This window comes from Serratia sp. (in: enterobacteria) (assembly GCF_051654945.1).
In the GTDB taxonomy this organism is placed as follows: domain Bacteria; phylum Pseudomonadota; class Gammaproteobacteria; order Enterobacterales; family Enterobacteriaceae; genus Chania.
In genome coordinates this window covers 20,519-38,429 of record NZ_JBOFZA010000042.1, presented here as the reverse complement: position 1 = coordinate 38,429, position 17,911 = coordinate 20,519, and the positions used below count along the sequence as shown (strand labels likewise).

The following is a 17,911-nucleotide window of genomic DNA, read 5'->3' as shown; positions in this document are numbered from 1 at the left end:
CCATGTTTCACCGTCTCTGGACGTTGATCGTCAAAGAAATGCAGTCATTGCTGCGCGATCCACAAACCCGCGCCATTCTGATTATGCCGGTGCTATTGCAGGTGGTGCTGTTTCCGTTCGCGGCCACGCTGGAAGTCACCAACGCCACTATCGCGGTGTACAGTGAAGACAGCGGCCCGCACTCCGTGGAACTGACCCAGCGTCTGGCCAAGGCCAAGGCCTTCTCTCACGTGCTGTTATTACGCAGCCCGCAGGAGATCAGAACCACCATTGATAACCAGAAGGCGTTGCTGCTGGTGCGCTTCCCGGCCAACTTCTCACGGGATATCGCCAGCGGAAACACCGCGCCGTTGCAGTTGCTCCTCGATGGGCGTAACTCCAACAGTGCACAAATCGCTGCCAACTATGTGCAGCAAATCGTGCAGGACTATCAAAATGAGCTGATTGGGCAACGCGCCAAACCCAACAATAGCGAATTGGTGGTGCGCAACTGGTATAACCCGAATCTGGATTACAAATGGTTCGTGGTGCCTTCGCTGATTGCGATGATCACCACCATCGGCGTCTTGATCGTAACCTCGCTTTCCGTAGCGCGTGAACGCGAACAAGGTACCTTGGAGCAGTTATTGGTGTCCCCGTTGACAACCTGGCAGATCTTTATCGGCAAAGCGGTACCAGCGCTGATCATTGCCACTTTCCAGGCCTCGATCGTGTTGTTTATCGGTATCTTTGCCTATCAGATCCCGTTTGCCGGTTCGCTGCTGCTGTTCTACGGCACCATGCTGGTTTACGGGCTTTCATTGGTGGGCTTCGGCTTACTGATATCTTCGCTGTGCGCGACACAGCAGCAGGCATTTATCGGGGTATTTGTGTTTATGATGCCGGCGATACTGCTTTCCGGCTATGTTTCACCGGTAGAGAATATGCCGGTTTGGTTACAGCATCTCACCTGGGCCAACCCCATCCGCCACTTCACCGATATCACCAAACAGATCTATCTCAAGGATGCGGGTTTCAGCATTATCTGGCATAGCCTGTGGCCGCTGCTGGCGATCACCGCCACCACCGGCAGCGCCGCTTATGCCATGTTCCGGCGCAAGATTGCCTGAATTTCGGGCGTAAAAAAACCGACGGGTGAAGTCGGTTTTTTTACTTTCCGGCACGGAGTTGGTGGCTCTGACCAGAGTGGAACGATCCTCATCTGACGATTAAATAATAGGCCTCGAGCGTTTTTTTTTCAACACATGGGTATTTTTTCTGTATAAATTATAGGCAAATTATATATAATCAGCGAGTTAGCTCTGGTGATAGTTCTTCTTCGGCATCCCGCCCAGTGCGGTATGAACGATTTAAAGCCCTGGCTGAAAGACGGGTGGTGCCGATTTCAGTGCTCTGGCCGGAGAGGGACGATCCTCACCTGACAATGAAGATAGCCGTTGTGACAGGCAGTGTAGGAGCGAACTTCGGCGTTCTCTCTCCACTTGTGGAGAAACGGATGGAAACTTTTATTGATAAAGTTCTCATCGTTCTGAAAGCGCTGGTTGCGCTGCTGGAACTGATCCGCCGGTTTATCGATAGATAACGGCTGAAACGTAGCTAAGGCCAGGGAATTACCACTCTCTGGCCTTTAATATTTATAGAAAAACAGACCACATCTGCAATGGCATCAGTGCAAATACAAAAGGCCCTGCAAGCAGAGCCTTTTGGCAGTATTTTCGGGTATTAACGGCGGTTGCCGAAGATACGCAGCAGCATCAGGAACAGGTTGATGAAGTCGAGATACAGCGTTAATGCACCGACGATGGCGTATTTACGGAAGCTGTCTTTATCATCAGCATTCAGTTGTTCGCCCATCGCTTTCAGTTTCTGGGTGTCATACGCCGTCAGGCCCACAAACACCAGCACACCGATATAGGTGATGGCCCACATCAGCGCCGGGCTTTTCAGCCAGATATTCACCAGCGAAGCCAATACAATCCCGATCAGGCCCATAAACAACATGCTGCCGAAACCGCTCAGATCGCGCTTGGTGGTGTAGCCATACAGGCTCATGGCACCGAACATACCCGCAGTAACCACAAAGGTGCTGGCGATCGAGCTATAGGTATAGGCAATAAAGATGCTCGATAGCGTCAGCCCGGTCAGCGCCGAATACAGCATAAACAGCGCAGTTGCCATGGTACCGCTCAGGCGGTTAACCATGCCGGAAATCACGAATACCAGGCCCAACTGCAGGATAATCAGCCCGAAAAAGGTGATCTGGCTAGAGAAAATAAAATTGATGATTGCAGGCGTGTGAGCTGCATACCAGGAAACAAACGCCGTCAACAGCAAGCCACAGGTCATCCAGCCATACACCTGCGCCATATAAGCCTGAATGCCGCTGTTGGCACGTTCAACGATCGAACCATTACGTGGATATCGGTCCATGACGGTTACCTTTTACATGTGAACTAAGTTTCGGGGAGAATTATCCCCTGCCAATGATAAGCGTATCACATAAAACACCGCGCGAAACGGACAAAGGTATTGATTTATTTCCGCTGTTGAGGCGCGATTTACCAACGCTTGGCGGCTTGCTTATCGCTATCGCGAGCCTCTACCCAGCGTTCCCCCTGCCCGGTCGCCTCACGTTTCCAGAAAGGAGCCCGGGTTTTCAGGTAATCCATGATGAATTGTGCCGCCTCGAAGGCCATACTGCGGTGGGCGCTGGTCACGCCGACAAACACAATTTCATCGCCAGGGAATAAATCACCGATGCGATGGATCACCGTGGCCCGCTGCAATGGCCAACGGGCACGAGCTTCTGCAACGATTTCTTCCAGTGCTTTTTCTGTCATGCCGGGGTAATGCTCCAACGACAGCGCGCTGACGTCATCCCCCAGATTGTGATTGCGTACCTTGCCGGTAAAGGTCACCACCGCGCCGTCATCATCACACTTTGCCAGCCACTGGTACTCTTCACCTACGTTAAAGGTGGCCTGGCCAACGCGGATACGAGTATTTTCCACTGTTAACCTCCGGTTACCGGTGGAAAGAAAGCGACTTCATCACCAGCGTGCAGCGGATGCTCTGCGGCCACCAGCGATTGGTTTACCGCCGTCAGCAATTTACCGGACTCCAGCGCCAGCGCCCAACGCTCGCCACGCTCACACAGCGATTTACGCAGTTCTTCCACCGTAAGGTATTGTGCCGGCAGGCTCAGCGTACTGGTGCCAACCAGTTCACGCACCTGGGCGAAAAACAGAATATTAATCATGATCCCACCTTAAAATCCCCGGACTTGCCGCCGCTTTTCGCCAGCAGCCGTACCGGGCCAATTACCATATCTTTCTGCACCGCTTTGCACATGTCGTAGATGGTGAGCGCAGCGACCGAAGCCGCGGTCAACGCCTCCATTTCCACCCCGGTTTTACCGGTCAAACGGCAGCAGGTTTCGATGCGCACGCGGTTGAATTCCGGCTGTGCTTCGAGCTGTACTTCCACTTTACTCAGCATCAGCGGATGGCAAAGCGGGATCAGCTCCCAGGTGCGTTTCGCCGCCTGGATACCGGCAATGCGCGCCGTGGCAAATACGTCGCCTTTATGGTGGCTGCCGTCGATAATCATCGCCAGCGTGGCCGCCTGCATTTCAACAAAGGCTTCGGCACGGGCTTCACGCACCGTCTCCGCTTTGGCCGAGACATCGACCATATGGGCTTCGCCAGCGGCATTAATGTGAGTAAGTTGCGTCATGGATTACTTCTTCAAATGAGGTAAGAAGTTGCACGGGCGGTGGCGCGCGTCCAACTGTTTTTCAATGATACGTTCCCAGGCAGTACGACAGGCGCGGGTAGAACCCGGCATGGCAAACATTACCGTCTGGTTGGCAATACCGGCTACGGCGCGTGACTGAATGGTCGCCGTGCCAATCTCTTCGAACGACACCATGCGGAACAGTTCGCCGAACCCTTCCACTTCACGATCAAACAGCGGCAACAGCGCTTCTGGCGTATTGTCCCCGGAGGTAAAGCCGGTGCCGCCATTAATCAACACCACTTGCACGTCATCGCTGGCAATCCACGCGGAAACCTGTGCACGGATCTGATAGATATTGTCTTTGACCAGGGCGCGCGCCACCACCAGATGACCGGTTTCAAGCGCGGCCTCTTGCAGATATTGGCCGGAAGTATCTTCCGCTGCGGTGCGGCGATCCGAGACGGTCAGAATGGCAATCTTTGCCGCAATAAATTCACTGCTGGTTTGGCTCATGGTGTGTTGTGCTCCTTATTATCGATGGCCCCTCACCCTAACCCTCTCCTACAGGGAGAGGGAACCGATCGAGCTCGTATTAATCATCTGACGTTCTCCGCAGCTACAGGAGATCGTATTAGCCGCCGATAAACGATAGGTTCTGGGTGAGGCCGCTATTGCCCTGATGCAGAAAGTGAGTCTGCTTTTTGGTTTGCAGCCCGCTTTGAATACGCATCTTCAACTGTTCCAATTGGCCGTCATCCGCCAACAGATCGCGCAGGGTGATCCCTTGTTCACCAAACAGGCACAGGTGCAGATTGCCAATGGCGGAAACCCGCAGGCGATTGCAGCTGGCACAGAAATCTTTTTCGTACGGCATGATCAGCCCAATCTCGCCCTGATAATCCGGGTGACTGAATACCTGCGCCGGGCCATCGCTGCGGCCACGGATTTGGCGTTGCCAACCCTGCTGCTCTAATTGCAGGCGGATCACTTCGCCAGAAACATGGTGTTTACGGAACAAATCGCTGCCATCACCGGTTTCCATCAGTTCGATAAACCGCAGTTGGATTGGTCGATCCTTGATCCATTGCAGGAAGCTGCCCAGTTGCTGATGATTAACATCACGCATCAGTACGGCATTCACCTTTACCTTGCTGTATCCGGCGCTAAAGGCGGCATCGATCCCTTCCATCACCTGGCGGAACTTGTCCTGACCGGTGATGGCATGAAACTGGCGTGCATCGAGGCTGTCTACGCTGACGTTGATGGCCGTAAGGCCCGCATCGCGCCAACTGGCAACGTCACGCGCCAGGCGATAGCCGTTGGTGGTGACAGCCAGAGTACGGATCGCCGGGTTTTCACGCACGGCGGCAATGATGTCGGTAAAATCGCGGCGTAAAGAAGGCTCACCGCCGGTCAGGCGTACCTTTTCGGTACCCAGTTCGGCGAAGGCACGGCTGACGCGCCGGATCTCATCCAGAGAGAGGAAGGTCTTCGGGCTGCCGCTGGGTTTATAACCATCCGGCAGACAGTAGGTGCAACGAAAGTTGCACACGTCGGTGATCGACAGGCGCAAATAATAGAATTTGCGCTCAAAAGCATCAATGAGTTGCGGCACCTGTAACACCTTCCAAATACGGGAGATGCGAGCGTTTCCACTCTGCACCCTGGTGGCTGACATCGCCACGGCCAGGGTACCCTATCGTTCCAAAGAACAACGTAGGCACCAAGGCTAGGAGTTTTGATCCCCTCCCCACTACCTCAAGTAGCCGGGACGAAACCGTGGTTTTCCAGAGAATTCTAGCGCTAAACAACCGCGATAGCCAATGTGGATTTACGCTATATATCTGTGTATACAGCGTTTTTCATCCCCTCAGGTCTGGATAACCATAATAAACAACCGTTACGCCAGTGAATTGACCAGAATCACGCAAATCGCACTCTTTATCGCGTTTTTGCGTCAAATCCGCTACTTTAAGCAGGCAGTCTACCTACCCTGAGTTAAGGAATTTTATGCGCAACCGTACCCTGGCCGATCTTGATCGGGTCGTGGCACTAGGCGGTGGTCACGGTCTTGGCCGTGTGATGTCTTCGCTGTCGTCGTTGGGCTCGCGCCTGACCGGCATTGTCACCACTACCGATAACGGCGGTTCAACCGGCCGCATCCGCCGTTCTGAAGGCGGCATTGCCTGGGGTGACACCCGTAATTGCCTCAATCAGCTCATTACCGAGCCTAGCGTCGCCTCGGCGATGTTTGAATACCGTTTTAGCGGTAATGGGGAGCTGGCAGGGCATAACCTGGGGAATCTGATGCTGAAAGCCTTGGATCACCTGAGCGTACGCCCGTTGGAGGCGATCAATCTGGTGCGTAGCCTGCTGAAGGTCGACGCGGCATTGATCCCAATGTCGGAACAGCCGGTCGATCTGATGGCCCACGATCACGAAGGGCACCAGGTCTATGGTGAAGTGAATATCGATCAGTTGAAGATCATGCCGCAAGAGTTGCTGCTCTCACCGCCGGTACATGCCACCCGTGAAGCGGTTGAGGCGATCGCACAGGCCGATCTGATCCTGATCGGGCCGGGCAGTTTTCTGACCAGCCTGATGCCGCTGTTGCTACTGGAGGATCTGACTCAGGCCCTGCGCCGCAGCAGCGCCAATATGGTGTACATCGGTAATCTGGGCCGCGAGCTGAGCGTCGCCGCTGCTGCCCTGACGTTGCAGGATAAATTGGCTCTGATGGAAGAGAAGATTGGCCGTAAAATGATCGACGCGGTGATCGTCGGCCCGGCGGTAGATACCAGCGCAATACAGGATCGCATTGTGGTGAAACAACCGTTGGAAGCCAGCGATATCCCGTATCGCCACGATCGCCAGCTATTGCGCCAGGCGCTGGATACCGCGTTGGTGGAGCTGGCTAGCCGCGATTAATCCTGGCCACGGAGCCAAGGGTTCTCGCTAACGCTGTCGATGTAGAGATCTTCTACCTGCTTGCGCGCCCACGGCGTGCGGCGTAAAAACTTGAGGCTGGATTTGATGCTCGGATCGCTGCTGAAGCAGTTGATGCGAATACGCTCTGCCAGCCCACTCCAGCCATATTGTGCCACCAGCTTGTTCAGCAGTTGCTCTAGCGTGATGCCGTGTAACGGGTCTTTGGATGGGGTCATGGCGGCTACTCGTCTCAATATTGGGGGCACACCTTAATCAGCAATCGGGCGTACGGCAAGAAAATTTACTGGGGCGCGGCATGCCACGCCCTTCAGGTTCAGTGAAGATCCGTTATGAAAGCGCGATAAACTGCTCACGCAACTGGTGGATCTCATCACGCACCGCAGCGGCCTGTTCAAACTCCAGATTCTGCGCATGTGAATACATCTGTGCCTCCAGCTCCTGGATTTTTTGCTCCAGCGCTTTGGGAGTGAGCAGCTTGTATTGCGCCGCATTCTCTGCCGCTTTGCCCTTCCCTTTGTTCTTGCCACGGCTGCTTGGCTGCCCAAGCTGCAGAATATCCGAAATCTTCTTGTTCAAGCCCTTCGGCACGATGCCGTTGGCTTCGTTATGCGCCTGCTGCTTGGCACGGCGGCGTTCCGTTTCGCCGATTGCCTTGGCCATCGAATCGGTGATGCGATCGCCATACAGGATCGCTTTACCGTTCAGGTTACGTGCCGCTCGGCCAATGGTCTGGATCAGCGAACGCTCGGAACGCAGGAACCCTTCTTTGTCTGCATCCAGGATCGCCACCAGCGACACCTCAGGCATGTCCAGGCCTTCCCTCAACAGGTTGATGCCCACCAGCACGTCAAACTCGCCAAGGCGCAAATCGCGGATGATTTCGACACGCTCGACCGTATCGATATCCGAATGCAGATAGCGCACCCGCTCGCCGTGCTCTTCCAGGTATTCTGTCAGGTCTTCCGCCATGCGTTTGGTCAACGTGGTGACCAGCACGCGCTCGTTGATGGCGACACGTTTGCGGATCTCGGAAAGCAGATCGTCCACCTGAGTAGTGACCGGGCGCACTTCGACGATCGGATCCAGCAGGCCGGTTGGGCGCACCACCTGATCGATAATGTCGCCGCCGGATTTCTCCAGCTCATATTTGCCCGGCGTGGCAGAGACGTAGATGGTCTGCGGTGCCGCGGCGGCAAACTCTTCAAAGCGCATCGGCCGGTTATCCAGCGCCGAAGGCAGGCGGAAACCGTACTCCACCAGCGTCTCTTTACGCGAGCGGTCACCTTTGAACATACCGCCGATCTGCGGGATGGTCACGTGGGACTCATCCACCACCAGCAACCCGTCTGCGGGCAGGTAGTCGAACAGGGTTGGCGGTGGCTCGCCCTCACCGCGCCCGGAAAGATAGCGCGAGTAGTTTTCGATACCGGAGCAGTAACCCAACTCGTTCATCATTTCCAGATCGAACTGGGTACGCTGGGTCAGCCGCTGCTCTTCCAACAGCTTGTTGTTTTCCAGCAGTACCTTGCGCCGCTGAGCCAGTTCCACCTTGATCTCTTCCATCGCCTGCACGATTCGTTCACGCGGGGTGACGTAGTGCGATTTCGGGTAAATGGTAAAGCGTGGCACCACCTGCTCAATCTGGCCGGTAAGCGGATCGAACAGCGACAGGCGTTCGACCTCTTCATCGAACAGCTCAACGCGCAGCGCCAGCTCGTCCGATTCCGCCGGGAAAATGTCAATCACTTCACCACGCACGCGGAAGGTGGCGCGCTGGAAAGCCTGATCGTTGCGGGTATATTGCAGCTCGGCCAGGCGGCGCAGGATCGAACGCTGATCGATGATCATGCCCTTGGTCAGGTGCAGCATCATTTTCAGGTACAGATCCGGATCGCCCAGACCGTAGATCGCGGAAACCGAAGCTACCACTACCACGTCGCGCCGCTCAAGCAGCGCTTTGGTGGCCGACAAACGCATCTGCTCGATATGTTCGTTGATCGAGGCGTCTTTCTCGATAAAGGTATCGGAGCTTGGCACATAGGCTTCGGGTTGGTAGTAATCGTAATAGGAGACAAAATATTCCACCGCATTCTCGGGAAAGAACTCTTTCATCTCGCCATACAGCTGCGCCGCCAACGTCTTGTTGGGTGCCAGCACCATGGTAGGCCGGTTGAGATCGGCGATCACGTTGGCGATGGTAAAGGTTTTACCTGAGCCGGTTACCCCCAGCAGCGTTTGGTGCGCCAGGCCGTCTTCCAGGCCCTCTTCCAGCTTTTGGATGGCTTGCGGCTGATCGCCGGCCGGTTTGAATTCGGAATGCAGTTTGAAATGTTTGCTCATATCCCCATCATCTTTCAGGTTTGCGGCCAGACGGTAGCGGCCTAATTATGGAAAGACCGGAAGATTTCCGCCAGTGCGTATGATACTGGATATAAAACCAGCTTCAAGCGGATTTATGCTATTCACGTCCGTTAACGGGGCGCGAGCGCACCGGTAAGGTGACAATATCATGACATTTTTATTGTCAATCACCGTGTTATCCCCAGATTGCGGCACGAATTAACTTTTGGCTGTAACCTGGCTGAAAAAACGCTGATCGGCGCGCTAACCCTATTCGCCGGCTTGATTTTAATTAACTTGTTGATATTAAATTAAATTAATAAAAAGACGAGAATCCGGACAACCTGCGCACAACCCGCGCCCGCTCTCTGTTCACACCGCTTTTCTAAGTATAATGCACAAGGTTATCCACAGGAATAGTGGATAACTCTCACTACCCCATGGGGGGCGGGAGTTGCGGAAAGAAGACTTTTCCCAATCAAACGTCAACGGAGCCGGTTTTTTAGTTATTTTTTTACAATAATATTGCTTTGGTTATGCCGATTAATGCTAAAAGCCCTGATAACGAAAATCCTCTTTTGGTTATTTTGCCCTTCAGGGGTTGCAAGTTGCGGCAACAAGCTTTAAGGCGTGCACCAACAGCTTGCCGTGCCGCACGGTAACGGTGCAAAAAACGTCCATGTTAACTTCCATGCCTTGGCAGAGCCGGTGCACATCAGGCCTAAACCAGTTAACAAAACAATAACAAATCGTGTTATTCGTTGCGCAACGTCTGATGGCCTGGGAATTGCATTCCTTGTTCAAGGGCGTTGCTTTGGGTAGAGAACCGTAAAATTTTGGCCAGAATCGGCGGGAACTTTCTCGGCCATCATCGGCGAAAAAGCGCATTGTATGCCTAAAAGTCCCCTTAGAGCCGTCAAATGGACAGTAACGGCCATTTCCAACGCTAAAACGATGCTATTTGGCCTGAATTTCATTAAGGGTATTCAGGGCCAGCATTTGCCACACCCGGGAGAGACGCCGCTTGTTGCGGTCAACGTTATCCATACGTGAATATCGGTCTTGAGGAGATGCCAAATGTTAAGCTTACGGGCGGTGAACCAATATTATGGGCAGCAGCATACGCTGTGGGATGTCAGCCTTGAATTACCTCGTGGGCAATGTACCCTGCTGCTTGGCCGTAATGGGGTGGGAAAAACCACGCTGATCAATTGCATCATGGGGCACCTGCCGATCGTCAGCGGCAGTATGACCTGGCAGTCGGCGGATGAGCCGCCGCAAAACCTGTTGCCGCAGCCGGTAGAAAACCGGGCGCTTCTGGGCATTGGTTATGTGCCACAAGGGCGGCAAATATTTTCCCAACTGAGTGTAGAAGAGAACCTGCAAGTGGCGCTGTTGGCCGGACGAGACAAGACTCGCCGCATTCCCCCCATCATTTACAGCCTGTTCCCCCGGTTGCAAGCTTTGCGCATGCACCGTGCGGGTGACCTGTGCCAAAGTGAGCAACAGCAGTTAGCAATCGGTCGCGCGCTGGTGTTGGAACCGGAGCTGCTGATCCTCGATGAACCAACAGCCGGGGTACCACCTTCCCTGGCGACGGAAATCGGTCTGGTGCTACGTAAACTGAATCAGGAGTTGGGCATGACCATGTTGCTGGTTGAGCACCAACTGCCCTTTGCCCGCCACCTGGCAGACCGCTTCTGTCTGATGGATAAGGGGCGTAACGTGGCAAATGGCACGCTGGGGCAGTTGGATGAGCGCCTGATTGATACCTATCTGACGGTGTAAATCTGCGCTAGCTGGTTAAGGTTGCAACCTGGCCAGGTCAAGATAGTGCCCCAATGCCTGCTGCTCTACCTGCGGCAAATGAGGGATCTCGCCCAGCAGGGGCGCAGGCAACAGACGGCTTAAGGTGGCCAGGTACTCTGGATGGCGCTTTCCCGGAGCGGTGACATCATTGGCGATCCAGCCAGCCAGGGTCAGACCCGCCTGTTGAATAGCCAGTGCTGTCAGCAGAGCATGATTGATGCAGCCCAGCTTGATGCCCACCACCAGGATCACCGGTAGTTGCTCCTGCTGCACCCAGTCAGCAAAGGTGTCATGCTCAGAAAGCGGAGTAAACCAACCGCCAGCGCCTTCGACCAACAACCAGTCCACGCGTTGCTCAAGCAGGCGTAAACCGGTAGACAGCCGTTCCAGCGAGATGGGCCGCCCTTCGGCCTGGCTGACGATATGCGGCGAGGTCGGCTCGGCAAAGGTGTAAGGGTTCACTTCGGCGTAATCCAGCGCCACGCTGCTGTTGCTTTGCAGTGCCAGCGCATCGCTGTTGCGTAATCCCTCACGGGTCATCTCACTGCCCGACGCCACCGGTTTATACCCGGCACAACGCCATCCTGCCGTGCTGGCGGCCTGTAGCAGGGCGCTGCTGGCTACGGTTTTGCCCACTTCGGTGTCGGTTCCGGTCACAAACCAGCGCTTAATCACGATAAATCACTCCGTAAACCAAATGATAACTGAGAGGAAACTGCCCGTCCTGACAAGGATAGGCTGCCTGCAATGCGGCAAGCCGCCAGCGGGAAAGTAGGCCAGCCTCACGCCCGTGATGCAGGTGAGTCGCGCCGATGCCCTTTAGCGATCGCATCAGCGTCATCACGTCGGGATAACGGAGCGTTTGCCACTCGGCCGTAAGCTGGTGCCGGTAGGGATGACAGGCGGCGACGATCTGAGTGAGCGGCAGGAAGTCATTCACATGACGCTCGCCATCCACCTGCTGCCAGGCGTCACCTAACTCGCGTAAAGCGCCTTGCGCCAGCGTTGAAAACAGGATCAGTCCGCCGGGCCGCGTCACCCGATACAGCTCAGCCAGCGCAGCAGGCAGATCGCTGCACCACTGCACTACCAGGCTGCTAAAGCAGATATCCACCGATGCGCTGGGTAAAGGGATGTGCTCGATATCCCCGAGTAGATAGCGATCCGCCGCTTGCCGCTGGCGGGCAAAATCCAGCATGCCCGGAGCCAGATCCAACGCGCTGACCTGCTTGCCCTGCTCACGCCAGCGACGGCTGAAATAACCGGTGCCACAGCCCGCATCCAATACCTGTTGGCCTGGGTGAGACAGCCCCATCCCCAGTAAGCGTTCACCAACCTCCCGTTGGAGCACTGCTGCGGCATCATAACTCGCCGCGGCCCGGCTGAAGGCGGCAGCAACGGCCTGCTTGTTGACCGTATCAATGGCAGATGTCATGCAGCACCTCCAGTAAACGATCGATATCTTGCGCCTGGTGCGCAGCGGTGAGGGTAATGCGTAACCTCGCCCCACCCGGCGGTACCGTCGGCGGACGGATAGCGCTGACCCATAATCCCTGCTGCCGCAGGCGTTGCGCCAAATCCAGCGCCTGCTGGTTATCCCCAACCAGCAACGGTTGGATTGCTGTATCCGACTCGGTAAGCGCCAACGGCAATCCCGCTACTCCGGTACGGAAATGCTGGATGTGTTGTTGCAGTTGAGCACGCAGCTCATCTCCTTGCTGGATGCAGCGTAACGCTGCCTGTAAGGCACAGGCTTGGGCGGGTGGCATCGCAGTGCTGTAGATCAGATGGCGGGCGAATTGCAGCAGGTATTCCGCCAGCGGTTCATCGCAGAGGATAGCCGCGCCGCTGACACCGAATGCCTTGCCAAAGGTCACAACCAGCACTTCTGGCTGTACCCCTTGCTGCCAGCAACTGCCGCGCCCCTGTTCGCCACGTACGCCAATGCCGTGCGCATCATCCACCATCAGCCAGGCGCCAGCTTCCTGCGTTAACCGATGCAGTTCAGCCAACGGCGCGCTGTCGCCGTCCATACTGAATACCCCTTCGGTGATCGCTAGCTGTTGGCCAACGCACGCTTTTTGCAGCAAAGTGGCCAACGCCTGCGGCTGGTTGTGCCGAAAGCGACGAAGTTGCGCCGGTGAGTGAGTGGCCGCTTCCAATAAGGAGGCGTGGCTGAGCTTATCCGCCAGAATGCGATCGTCGGCCTGCATCAGGGCGGCCAGCAAGGCCTGATTGGCCGCATAGCCGGAGATAAACAACAGCGCGCGCGGATAGCCAAGCCAATCTGCCAGTTGTTGCTCAAGCTCATGATGCGCCTGACAAAAGCCGGTGACGTGACCGGAACCGCCGCTGCCCACACCATAACGCTGCGCCCCCTGCTGCCAGGCGGCGATCACCTCAGGATGTTGGCTAAGGCCCAGATAATCGTTACCGGAAAAATTCACATAGCGCTGGCCGTCGAGTTGCAAATGGCGGCCATTGCTACCTTGATTCACCTGACGTTGGCGATAAGCGGCGGCCCCTCGTCTTTCATCCAGCGCCTGCTCGATCCGTTGCTGCCAGCTCATTACAGCGCCGCGTTGTAGAATTCGGCGGTATCGGCGTGCAACAAGCGCTCGGTCAGCACTTGCTGCTGCTGATTGTCACCCTGTTCGGTGGCGGTTTGCTGCGGATTCAGACCGAGTTTGCGGAACAGTTGCAGGTCCTTGTCCTCTTCCGGGTTGGGCGTAGTCAGCAACTTGCAGCCATAGAAGATGGAGTTGGCCCCGGCCATAAAGCACATCGCCTGAGTCTGTTCACTCATTTGTTCACGCCCCGCCGACAGGCGGACGTAGGAGGTTGGCATCATGATGCGGGCAATGGCAATGGTGCGGATAAAGTCGAACGGATCGACGTCGTCGTTATCGGCCAGCGGCGTGCCTTTCACCTTCACCAGCATATTGATCGGCACGCTCTCCGGCGGCTTGGGTAAATTCGCCAGTTGCACCAGCAGCCCGGCGCGGTCACGCACCGTTTCACCCAGCCCGACAATGCCACCGGAACAGACTTTGATCCCGGCGTTGCGCACCTTATCCAGCGTGTCGAGACGCTCCTGATAGCTGCGGGTGGTGATGATATTGCCGTAGAATTCCGGTGAGGTATCCAGGTTATGGTTGTAATAATCCAGCCCCGCCTCCGCCAGGCGTTCTGCCTGCGCGCCATCCAGCGTCCCCAACGTCATGCAGGTTTCCATCCCCATCGCCTTGACGCCCTGCACCATCTGTTGCAGGTAAGGCATATCGCGCTCGTGCGGATTTTTCCATGCCGCCCCCATGCAGAAACGGCTGGAACCGGCCGCTTTGGCCTTGCGCGCCGATTCCAGCACCTGTTCGACCTGCATCAACCGTTCGGACTCCAGACCGGTTTTATAACGCGAGCTTTGCGGACAGTACTTGCAGTCTTCCGGACAGGCGCCGGTTTTGATCGACAGCAACGTACTGACCTGCACCTGTTGCGGATCAAAATGTTGGCGGTGAATGGTTTGGGCTTCGAACAGCAGTTCAAGTAAGGGTTTATCAAACAGGGCCTGGGCTTGCCCCACTGTCCAGCGAATGCGATCGGCCATTGACGGCGTCTCCAAAAGGGAAAAAAGTGTCGTCAGTGTAGAGTTTGCGATTATACTGTCAACCATTCTGTGAAAATTTGGTTTACGATTAATGTCTGTTTCTGCCTGCGATAGTGAATTCGATCGACGCCATATCTGGCACCCTTATACCTCTATGACCCAGCCTCTGCCTTGCTATCCGGTGGTGTCCGCCAGCGGTGTCGAGTTGCAGCTGGATGATGGCCGCCAGCTGGTGGATGGTATGTCTTCCTGGTGGGCTGCGATCCATGGCTACAACCACCCGCAACTGAATCAGGCGGCCGTGCAACAGTTGGAGAAAATGTCGCACGTCATGTTCGGCGGCATTACTCATCCCGCCGCAATCGAGCTGTGTCGCAAACTGGTAACGATGACGCCGGAAGCCTTGCAGTGCGTATTCCTGGCAGATTCTGGCTCGGTGGCAGTAGAAGTGGCATTGAAGATGGCACTGCAATATTGGCAGGCCCGTGGCGAACGGCGGCAGCGCATTCTGACCTTACGCCATGGCTATCATGGCGATACCTTTGGTGCGATGTCGGTCTGCGATCCCGACAACTCCATGCACAGTCTGTATCAGGGCTATCTGGCCACACACCTGTTTGCCACCGCGCCACAGTGCCGCTTTGACGAGCCTTGGGATGAGCAGGATATTGCCCCGTTTGCCGAGTTGCTGGAACAACATGCGGGGGAAATTGCCGCCGTGATCCTGGAGCCGGTGGTACAAGGGGCTGGTGGGATGCGCATCTATCACCCAACCTATCTGCAACGTGTGCGAGAGCTGTGCGATCGCCACCAGATCCTGCTGATTGCCGACGAGATCGCCACCGGTTTTGGCCGCACTGGCAAACTGTTTGCCTGTGAACATGCCAATGTAGTGCCGGATATTCTGTGCCTGGGCAAGGCGTTGACCGGTGGTTATATGACCCTTTCCGCCACCCTGACCACCCGCCACATAGCGGAAACCATCAGCAACGGGGCCGCAGGCTGCTTTATGCATGGGCCTACCTTTATGGGCAATCCGCTGGCCTGTGCGGTGGCCTGCGCCAGTTTGACCTTATTGGAAGAGGAGCCATGGCAGCCGCGAGTAGCAGCCATTGAAGCCCAGCTTAAACAGCAGCTATTACCGCTGGCGGCATTACCCAAGGTGGCAGACGTGCGGGTGCTGGGGGCGATTGGCGTGGTTGAGATGCATCAGCCGGTGGATGTGGCATTGCTGCAACGCGGGTTTGTCGAACGCGGGGTGTGGATCCGGCCCTTCGGTAAACTGATTTACCTGATGCCGCCTTATATCATTACGCCGGATCAGCTCTCACGCCTGACGGCGGCGATCGCCGCTGCGGTAGAGTAATTTCATACTTTAAGGGGCGAAGCATTTCGCCCCTCATTATTGTCAATTATTTGGCCAGCACGCTCACCCACATTGGGCCTTTGCCCACCGGGTAACGCGCCAAGTCCGTCAGCTCACCGCTGTGCTGATCGATCTGATATACGCCGATATGGCCGGATTTTTGCCCTGCCGAAATCACGAAGCGACCGCTGTGATCGATATTAAAACCACGTGGCTGTTCTTCCGTGGCATGGTGCCCAACCACCGCAATCTTGCTGCCATCTTCCGCTACGCTGAACACCGTCAGGATGCTGGCCGTGCGATCGCTGGCATACAGGAAGCGGCCGTTTGGCGTCAGGTGAATATCTGCCGCCCAGCGGGTGCCGGTGAATTCGGCTGGCATCATGTCCAGACTTTGCACCAGCGTATATTTGCCGCCGTTTTCTTCGATGGCGAACACGTCCACCGTACCATCCAGTTCATTGACGCAATAAGCGAATTTATCATTGCTATGGAATGCCATATGGCGCGGGCCTGCACCGGTTGCCGTCGCGACGGCTTCCTGGCCGTGTGGCGTCAGTTGGCCTTGCTGGCTCAGATTAAACAGGCGGATGCGATCCTCTTTCAGGCACGGCACCAGCAGCAGTTGATTGGTCGGGTCAATATTGGCCGAATGCGGTGCAGTCAGGCCATCGATCTGCTGGATAGGTGCCAGCACCACGCCATCATGGCCAATCGGACTGATGCTGGCACAGTTGCCGCTATAAGATGCGCAGAACAGGAAGCGGCCCTGCAAATCGGTTGAGATATGGGTCGGGCTGCCCGGTAACGGTGCCATACCTGCCTCATGCAACGTGCCATCGTCCGCGATACGGTAGCTGACAATGCCAAACGCCGGGCGTACCCCAACATACAGATGGGTCTTGTCCGGGTGGATCGCCATCGGCTGCACTTGCCCCGCTACCTCGACCGTTTGCAACAGCGCCAGCGCGCCCTGGTCATCTAACTGCCATACGTGGATCTGTTGGCTTTCCGGGCTGGCGACATAAACGATTTGCTTCATTTGCTCTCCTCAATGAGAAAGGGTAACCGGTTTCAGTTTGTTCTAGCTTACGCGACATTTATGACATGGCAACCCTGGGCTGCGCGGTTTTATCGAACGGTTATCCGGTGTACTATCGAGGTAATTTTCTTGCTAACTATAATGAGACCGCCATGAGCTACCGTGTTATTGCCCTCGATTTAGACGGCACCTTGCTAGACAACCAGAAACGAATCTTACCGCAGTCGCTGGCCGCGCTGGCGGAAGCCCGCGCCGCCGGGGTGAAGGTGGTGGTAGTTACCGGCCGCCATCACGTTGCCATCCATCCTTTCTATCAGGCGCTACAAATCGATACGCCAGCCATTTGCTGTAACGGCACCTATCTGTATGACTTCCAGCAGAAAAAAGTGCTGGCTTCCGATCCGCTGGTCAAAGAGCAGGCCAAACAGGTGCTGCAACTGCTCAAGCAAAACGATATTCACGGCCTGATGTATGTGGACGACGCCATGCTGTATCAGGAAACCAGCGGCCATGTGATCCGTTCGCTGGCCTGGTCAGAGACATTACCTGCCGCCCAACGCCCGACGCTGTTGCAGGTCAACAGCCTGGTGCAGGCGGCAGATGACGCGCAGGCCATCTGGAAATTTGCCACTTCACATAGCGATCTGCCGGCACTGCGCAGCTTTGCCGAAATGGTAGAAAAAGAGCTGGGCCTGGCCTGTGAATGGTCGTGGCACGATCAGGTGGACATTGCCAAAGGTGGCAACAGCAAGGGCAAGCGCCTGCAACAGTGGGTGGAATCGCAGGGATTGAGTATGGATCAGGTGGTCGCCTTTGGTGACAACTATAACGATCTGAGCATGCTGGAAGCGGTTGGGCTGGGCGTCGCGATGGGGAATGCCGATAACGCCATCAAGGAACGTGCGGATCTGGTGATTGCGGATCACCTGCAGCCGGGTATTGCCGAAGTTATTCGTTCTCGCGTGCTGAGCTGATAATCGCCCCTCACCCTAACCCTCTCCCACAGGGAGAGGGGACCGAATGTGCAAAAAATTAAACACCTGTCACCACCATCAGCTCC

At 55.8% G+C, this 17,911-nt stretch carries 19 protein-coding genes and 1 riboswitch; of the genes, 6 read left to right on the top strand and 13 right to left on the bottom strand.

Annotated features, from left to right (window positions below; genetic code table 11):
• The first annotated feature begins 2 nt into the window (after positions 1-2).
• A complete protein-coding gene (locus ACRDCA_RS05725; protein ID WP_438688666.1) occupies positions 3-1,109 on the top strand; it encodes an ABC transporter permease in 1,107 nt (368 codons plus the stop codon).
• Positions 1,110-1,333: 224 nt separating this feature from the next.
• A complete protein-coding gene (gene dinQ, locus ACRDCA_RS05720) occupies positions 1,334-1,582 on the top strand; it encodes a damage-inducible type I toxin DinQ (protein ID WP_438688665.1) in 249 nt (82 codons plus the stop codon).
• Positions 1,583-1,722: 140 nt separating this feature from the next.
• On the opposite strand, the gene ACRDCA_RS05715 is transcribed toward dinQ, so the two are convergent.
• From ACRDCA_RS05715 to moaA, 6 genes are all read right to left on the bottom strand, one after another.
• Positions 1,723-2,430 carry a Bax inhibitor-1/YccA family protein gene (locus ACRDCA_RS05715; protein ID WP_438688664.1) on the bottom strand — a complete coding sequence of 236 codons (708 nt, stop codon included), beginning with the start codon at positions 2,428-2,430 and terminating at the stop codon, positions 1,723-1,725.
• Between the two features lie 128 nt (positions 2,431-2,558).
• A complete protein-coding gene (gene moaE, locus ACRDCA_RS05710; protein WP_438688663.1) occupies positions 2,559-3,011 on the bottom strand; it encodes a molybdopterin synthase catalytic subunit MoaE in 453 nt (150 codons plus the stop codon).
• A gap of 2 nt (positions 3,012-3,013) precedes the next feature.
• Complete coding sequence (moaD, locus tag ACRDCA_RS05705) at positions 3,014-3,259, bottom strand: molybdopterin synthase sulfur carrier subunit (RefSeq protein WP_438688662.1); 246 nt, start codon at positions 3,257-3,259, stop codon at positions 3,014-3,016.
• A complete protein-coding gene (gene moaC / locus ACRDCA_RS05700) occupies positions 3,256-3,735 on the bottom strand; it encodes a cyclic pyranopterin monophosphate synthase MoaC (RefSeq protein WP_071683176.1) in 480 nt (159 codons plus the stop codon). The genes moaD and moaC overlap by 4 nt, the downstream gene beginning before the upstream one ends.
• Before the next feature lie 3 nt (positions 3,736-3,738).
• Complete coding sequence (moaB, locus tag ACRDCA_RS05695; RefSeq protein WP_438688661.1) at positions 3,739-4,251, bottom strand: molybdenum cofactor biosynthesis protein B; 513 nt, start codon at positions 4,249-4,251, stop codon at positions 3,739-3,741.
• A 118-nt stretch (positions 4,252-4,369) separates the two neighbouring features.
• Positions 4,370-5,353, bottom strand: coding sequence for a GTP 3',8-cyclase MoaA (gene moaA / locus ACRDCA_RS05690; RefSeq protein WP_438688660.1), 984 nt, complete (start codon positions 5,351-5,353; stop codon positions 4,370-4,372).
• Positions 5,344-5,486, bottom strand: a riboswitch (molybdenum cofactor riboswitch). Its footprint overlaps the gene before it by 10 nt.
• Before the next feature lie 262 nt (positions 5,487-5,748).
• On the opposite strand from moaA, the gene yvcK reads away from it, so the two are divergent.
• Positions 5,749-6,666, top strand: a complete 918-nt coding sequence (gene yvcK, locus ACRDCA_RS05685) for a uridine diphosphate-N-acetylglucosamine-binding protein YvcK (RefSeq protein ID WP_438688659.1) — start codon at positions 5,749-5,751, stop codon at positions 6,664-6,666.
• Here yvcK and ACRDCA_RS05680 read toward each other — a convergent pair.
• Positions 6,663-6,902 (bottom strand): VF530 family DNA-binding protein, encoded by a 240-nt coding sequence (locus ACRDCA_RS05680; RefSeq protein ID WP_438688658.1) that lies wholly within the window; start codon positions 6,900-6,902, stop codon positions 6,663-6,665. The genes yvcK and ACRDCA_RS05680 overlap by 4 nt on opposite strands.
• Before the next feature lie 112 nt (positions 6,903-7,014).
• Positions 7,015-9,027 (bottom strand): excinuclease ABC subunit UvrB, encoded by a 2,013-nt coding sequence (uvrB, locus tag ACRDCA_RS05675; RefSeq protein WP_438688657.1) that lies wholly within the window; start codon positions 9,025-9,027, stop codon positions 7,015-7,017.
• A gap of 1,077 nt (positions 9,028-10,104) precedes the next feature.
• Here uvrB and ACRDCA_RS05670 point away from each other — a divergent pair.
• Complete coding sequence (locus tag ACRDCA_RS05670) at positions 10,105-10,815, top strand: ATP-binding cassette domain-containing protein (RefSeq protein ID WP_438688656.1); 711 nt, start codon at positions 10,105-10,107, stop codon at positions 10,813-10,815.
• 15 nt (positions 10,816-10,830) lie between these two features.
• On the opposite strand, the gene bioD is transcribed toward ACRDCA_RS05670, so the two are convergent.
• From bioD to bioB, 4 genes are read right to left on the bottom strand one after another with little or no spacing between them, the layout of a single operon-like run.
• The gene (bioD, locus tag ACRDCA_RS05665; protein WP_438688655.1) at positions 10,831-11,511 is read right to left on the bottom strand and encodes a dethiobiotin synthase; all 681 of its coding nucleotides are present in this window, start codon (positions 11,509-11,511) and stop codon (positions 10,831-10,833) included.
• Entirely contained in the window at positions 11,504-12,271 is a 768-nt protein-coding gene (gene bioC / locus ACRDCA_RS05660) for a malonyl-ACP O-methyltransferase BioC (RefSeq protein ID WP_438688654.1), read from the bottom strand. Before bioC ends, bioD begins: the two co-directional genes overlap by 8 nt.
• Positions 12,255-13,406 carry an 8-amino-7-oxononanoate synthase gene (bioF, locus tag ACRDCA_RS05655; protein ID WP_438688653.1) on the bottom strand — a complete coding sequence of 384 codons (1,152 nt, stop codon included), beginning with the start codon at positions 13,404-13,406 and terminating at the stop codon, positions 12,255-12,257. Before bioF ends, bioC begins: the two co-directional genes overlap by 17 nt.
• Positions 13,406-14,443, bottom strand: coding sequence for a biotin synthase BioB (bioB, locus tag ACRDCA_RS05650; RefSeq protein ID WP_438688652.1), 1,038 nt, complete (start codon positions 14,441-14,443; stop codon positions 13,406-13,408). The genes bioF and bioB overlap by 1 nt, the downstream gene beginning before the upstream one ends.
• Before the next feature lie 91 nt (positions 14,444-14,534).
• Between bioB and bioA the strand changes: the two genes are divergently transcribed.
• Positions 14,535-15,809 (top strand): adenosylmethionine--8-amino-7-oxononanoate transaminase, encoded by a 1,275-nt coding sequence (bioA, locus tag ACRDCA_RS05645; protein ID WP_438688651.1) that lies wholly within the window; start codon positions 14,535-14,537, stop codon positions 15,807-15,809.
• Between the two features lie 46 nt (positions 15,810-15,855).
• On the opposite strand, the gene pgl is transcribed toward bioA, so the two are convergent.
• A complete protein-coding gene (gene pgl / locus ACRDCA_RS05640) occupies positions 15,856-16,851 on the bottom strand; it encodes a 6-phosphogluconolactonase (RefSeq protein WP_438688650.1) in 996 nt (331 codons plus the stop codon).
• A gap of 152 nt (positions 16,852-17,003) precedes the next feature.
• On the opposite strand from pgl, the gene ACRDCA_RS05635 reads away from it, so the two are divergent.
• Positions 17,004-17,825, top strand: coding sequence for a pyridoxal phosphatase (locus ACRDCA_RS05635; protein WP_438688649.1), 822 nt, complete (start codon positions 17,004-17,006; stop codon positions 17,823-17,825).
• Positions 17,826-17,911 lie beyond the last annotated feature (86 nt).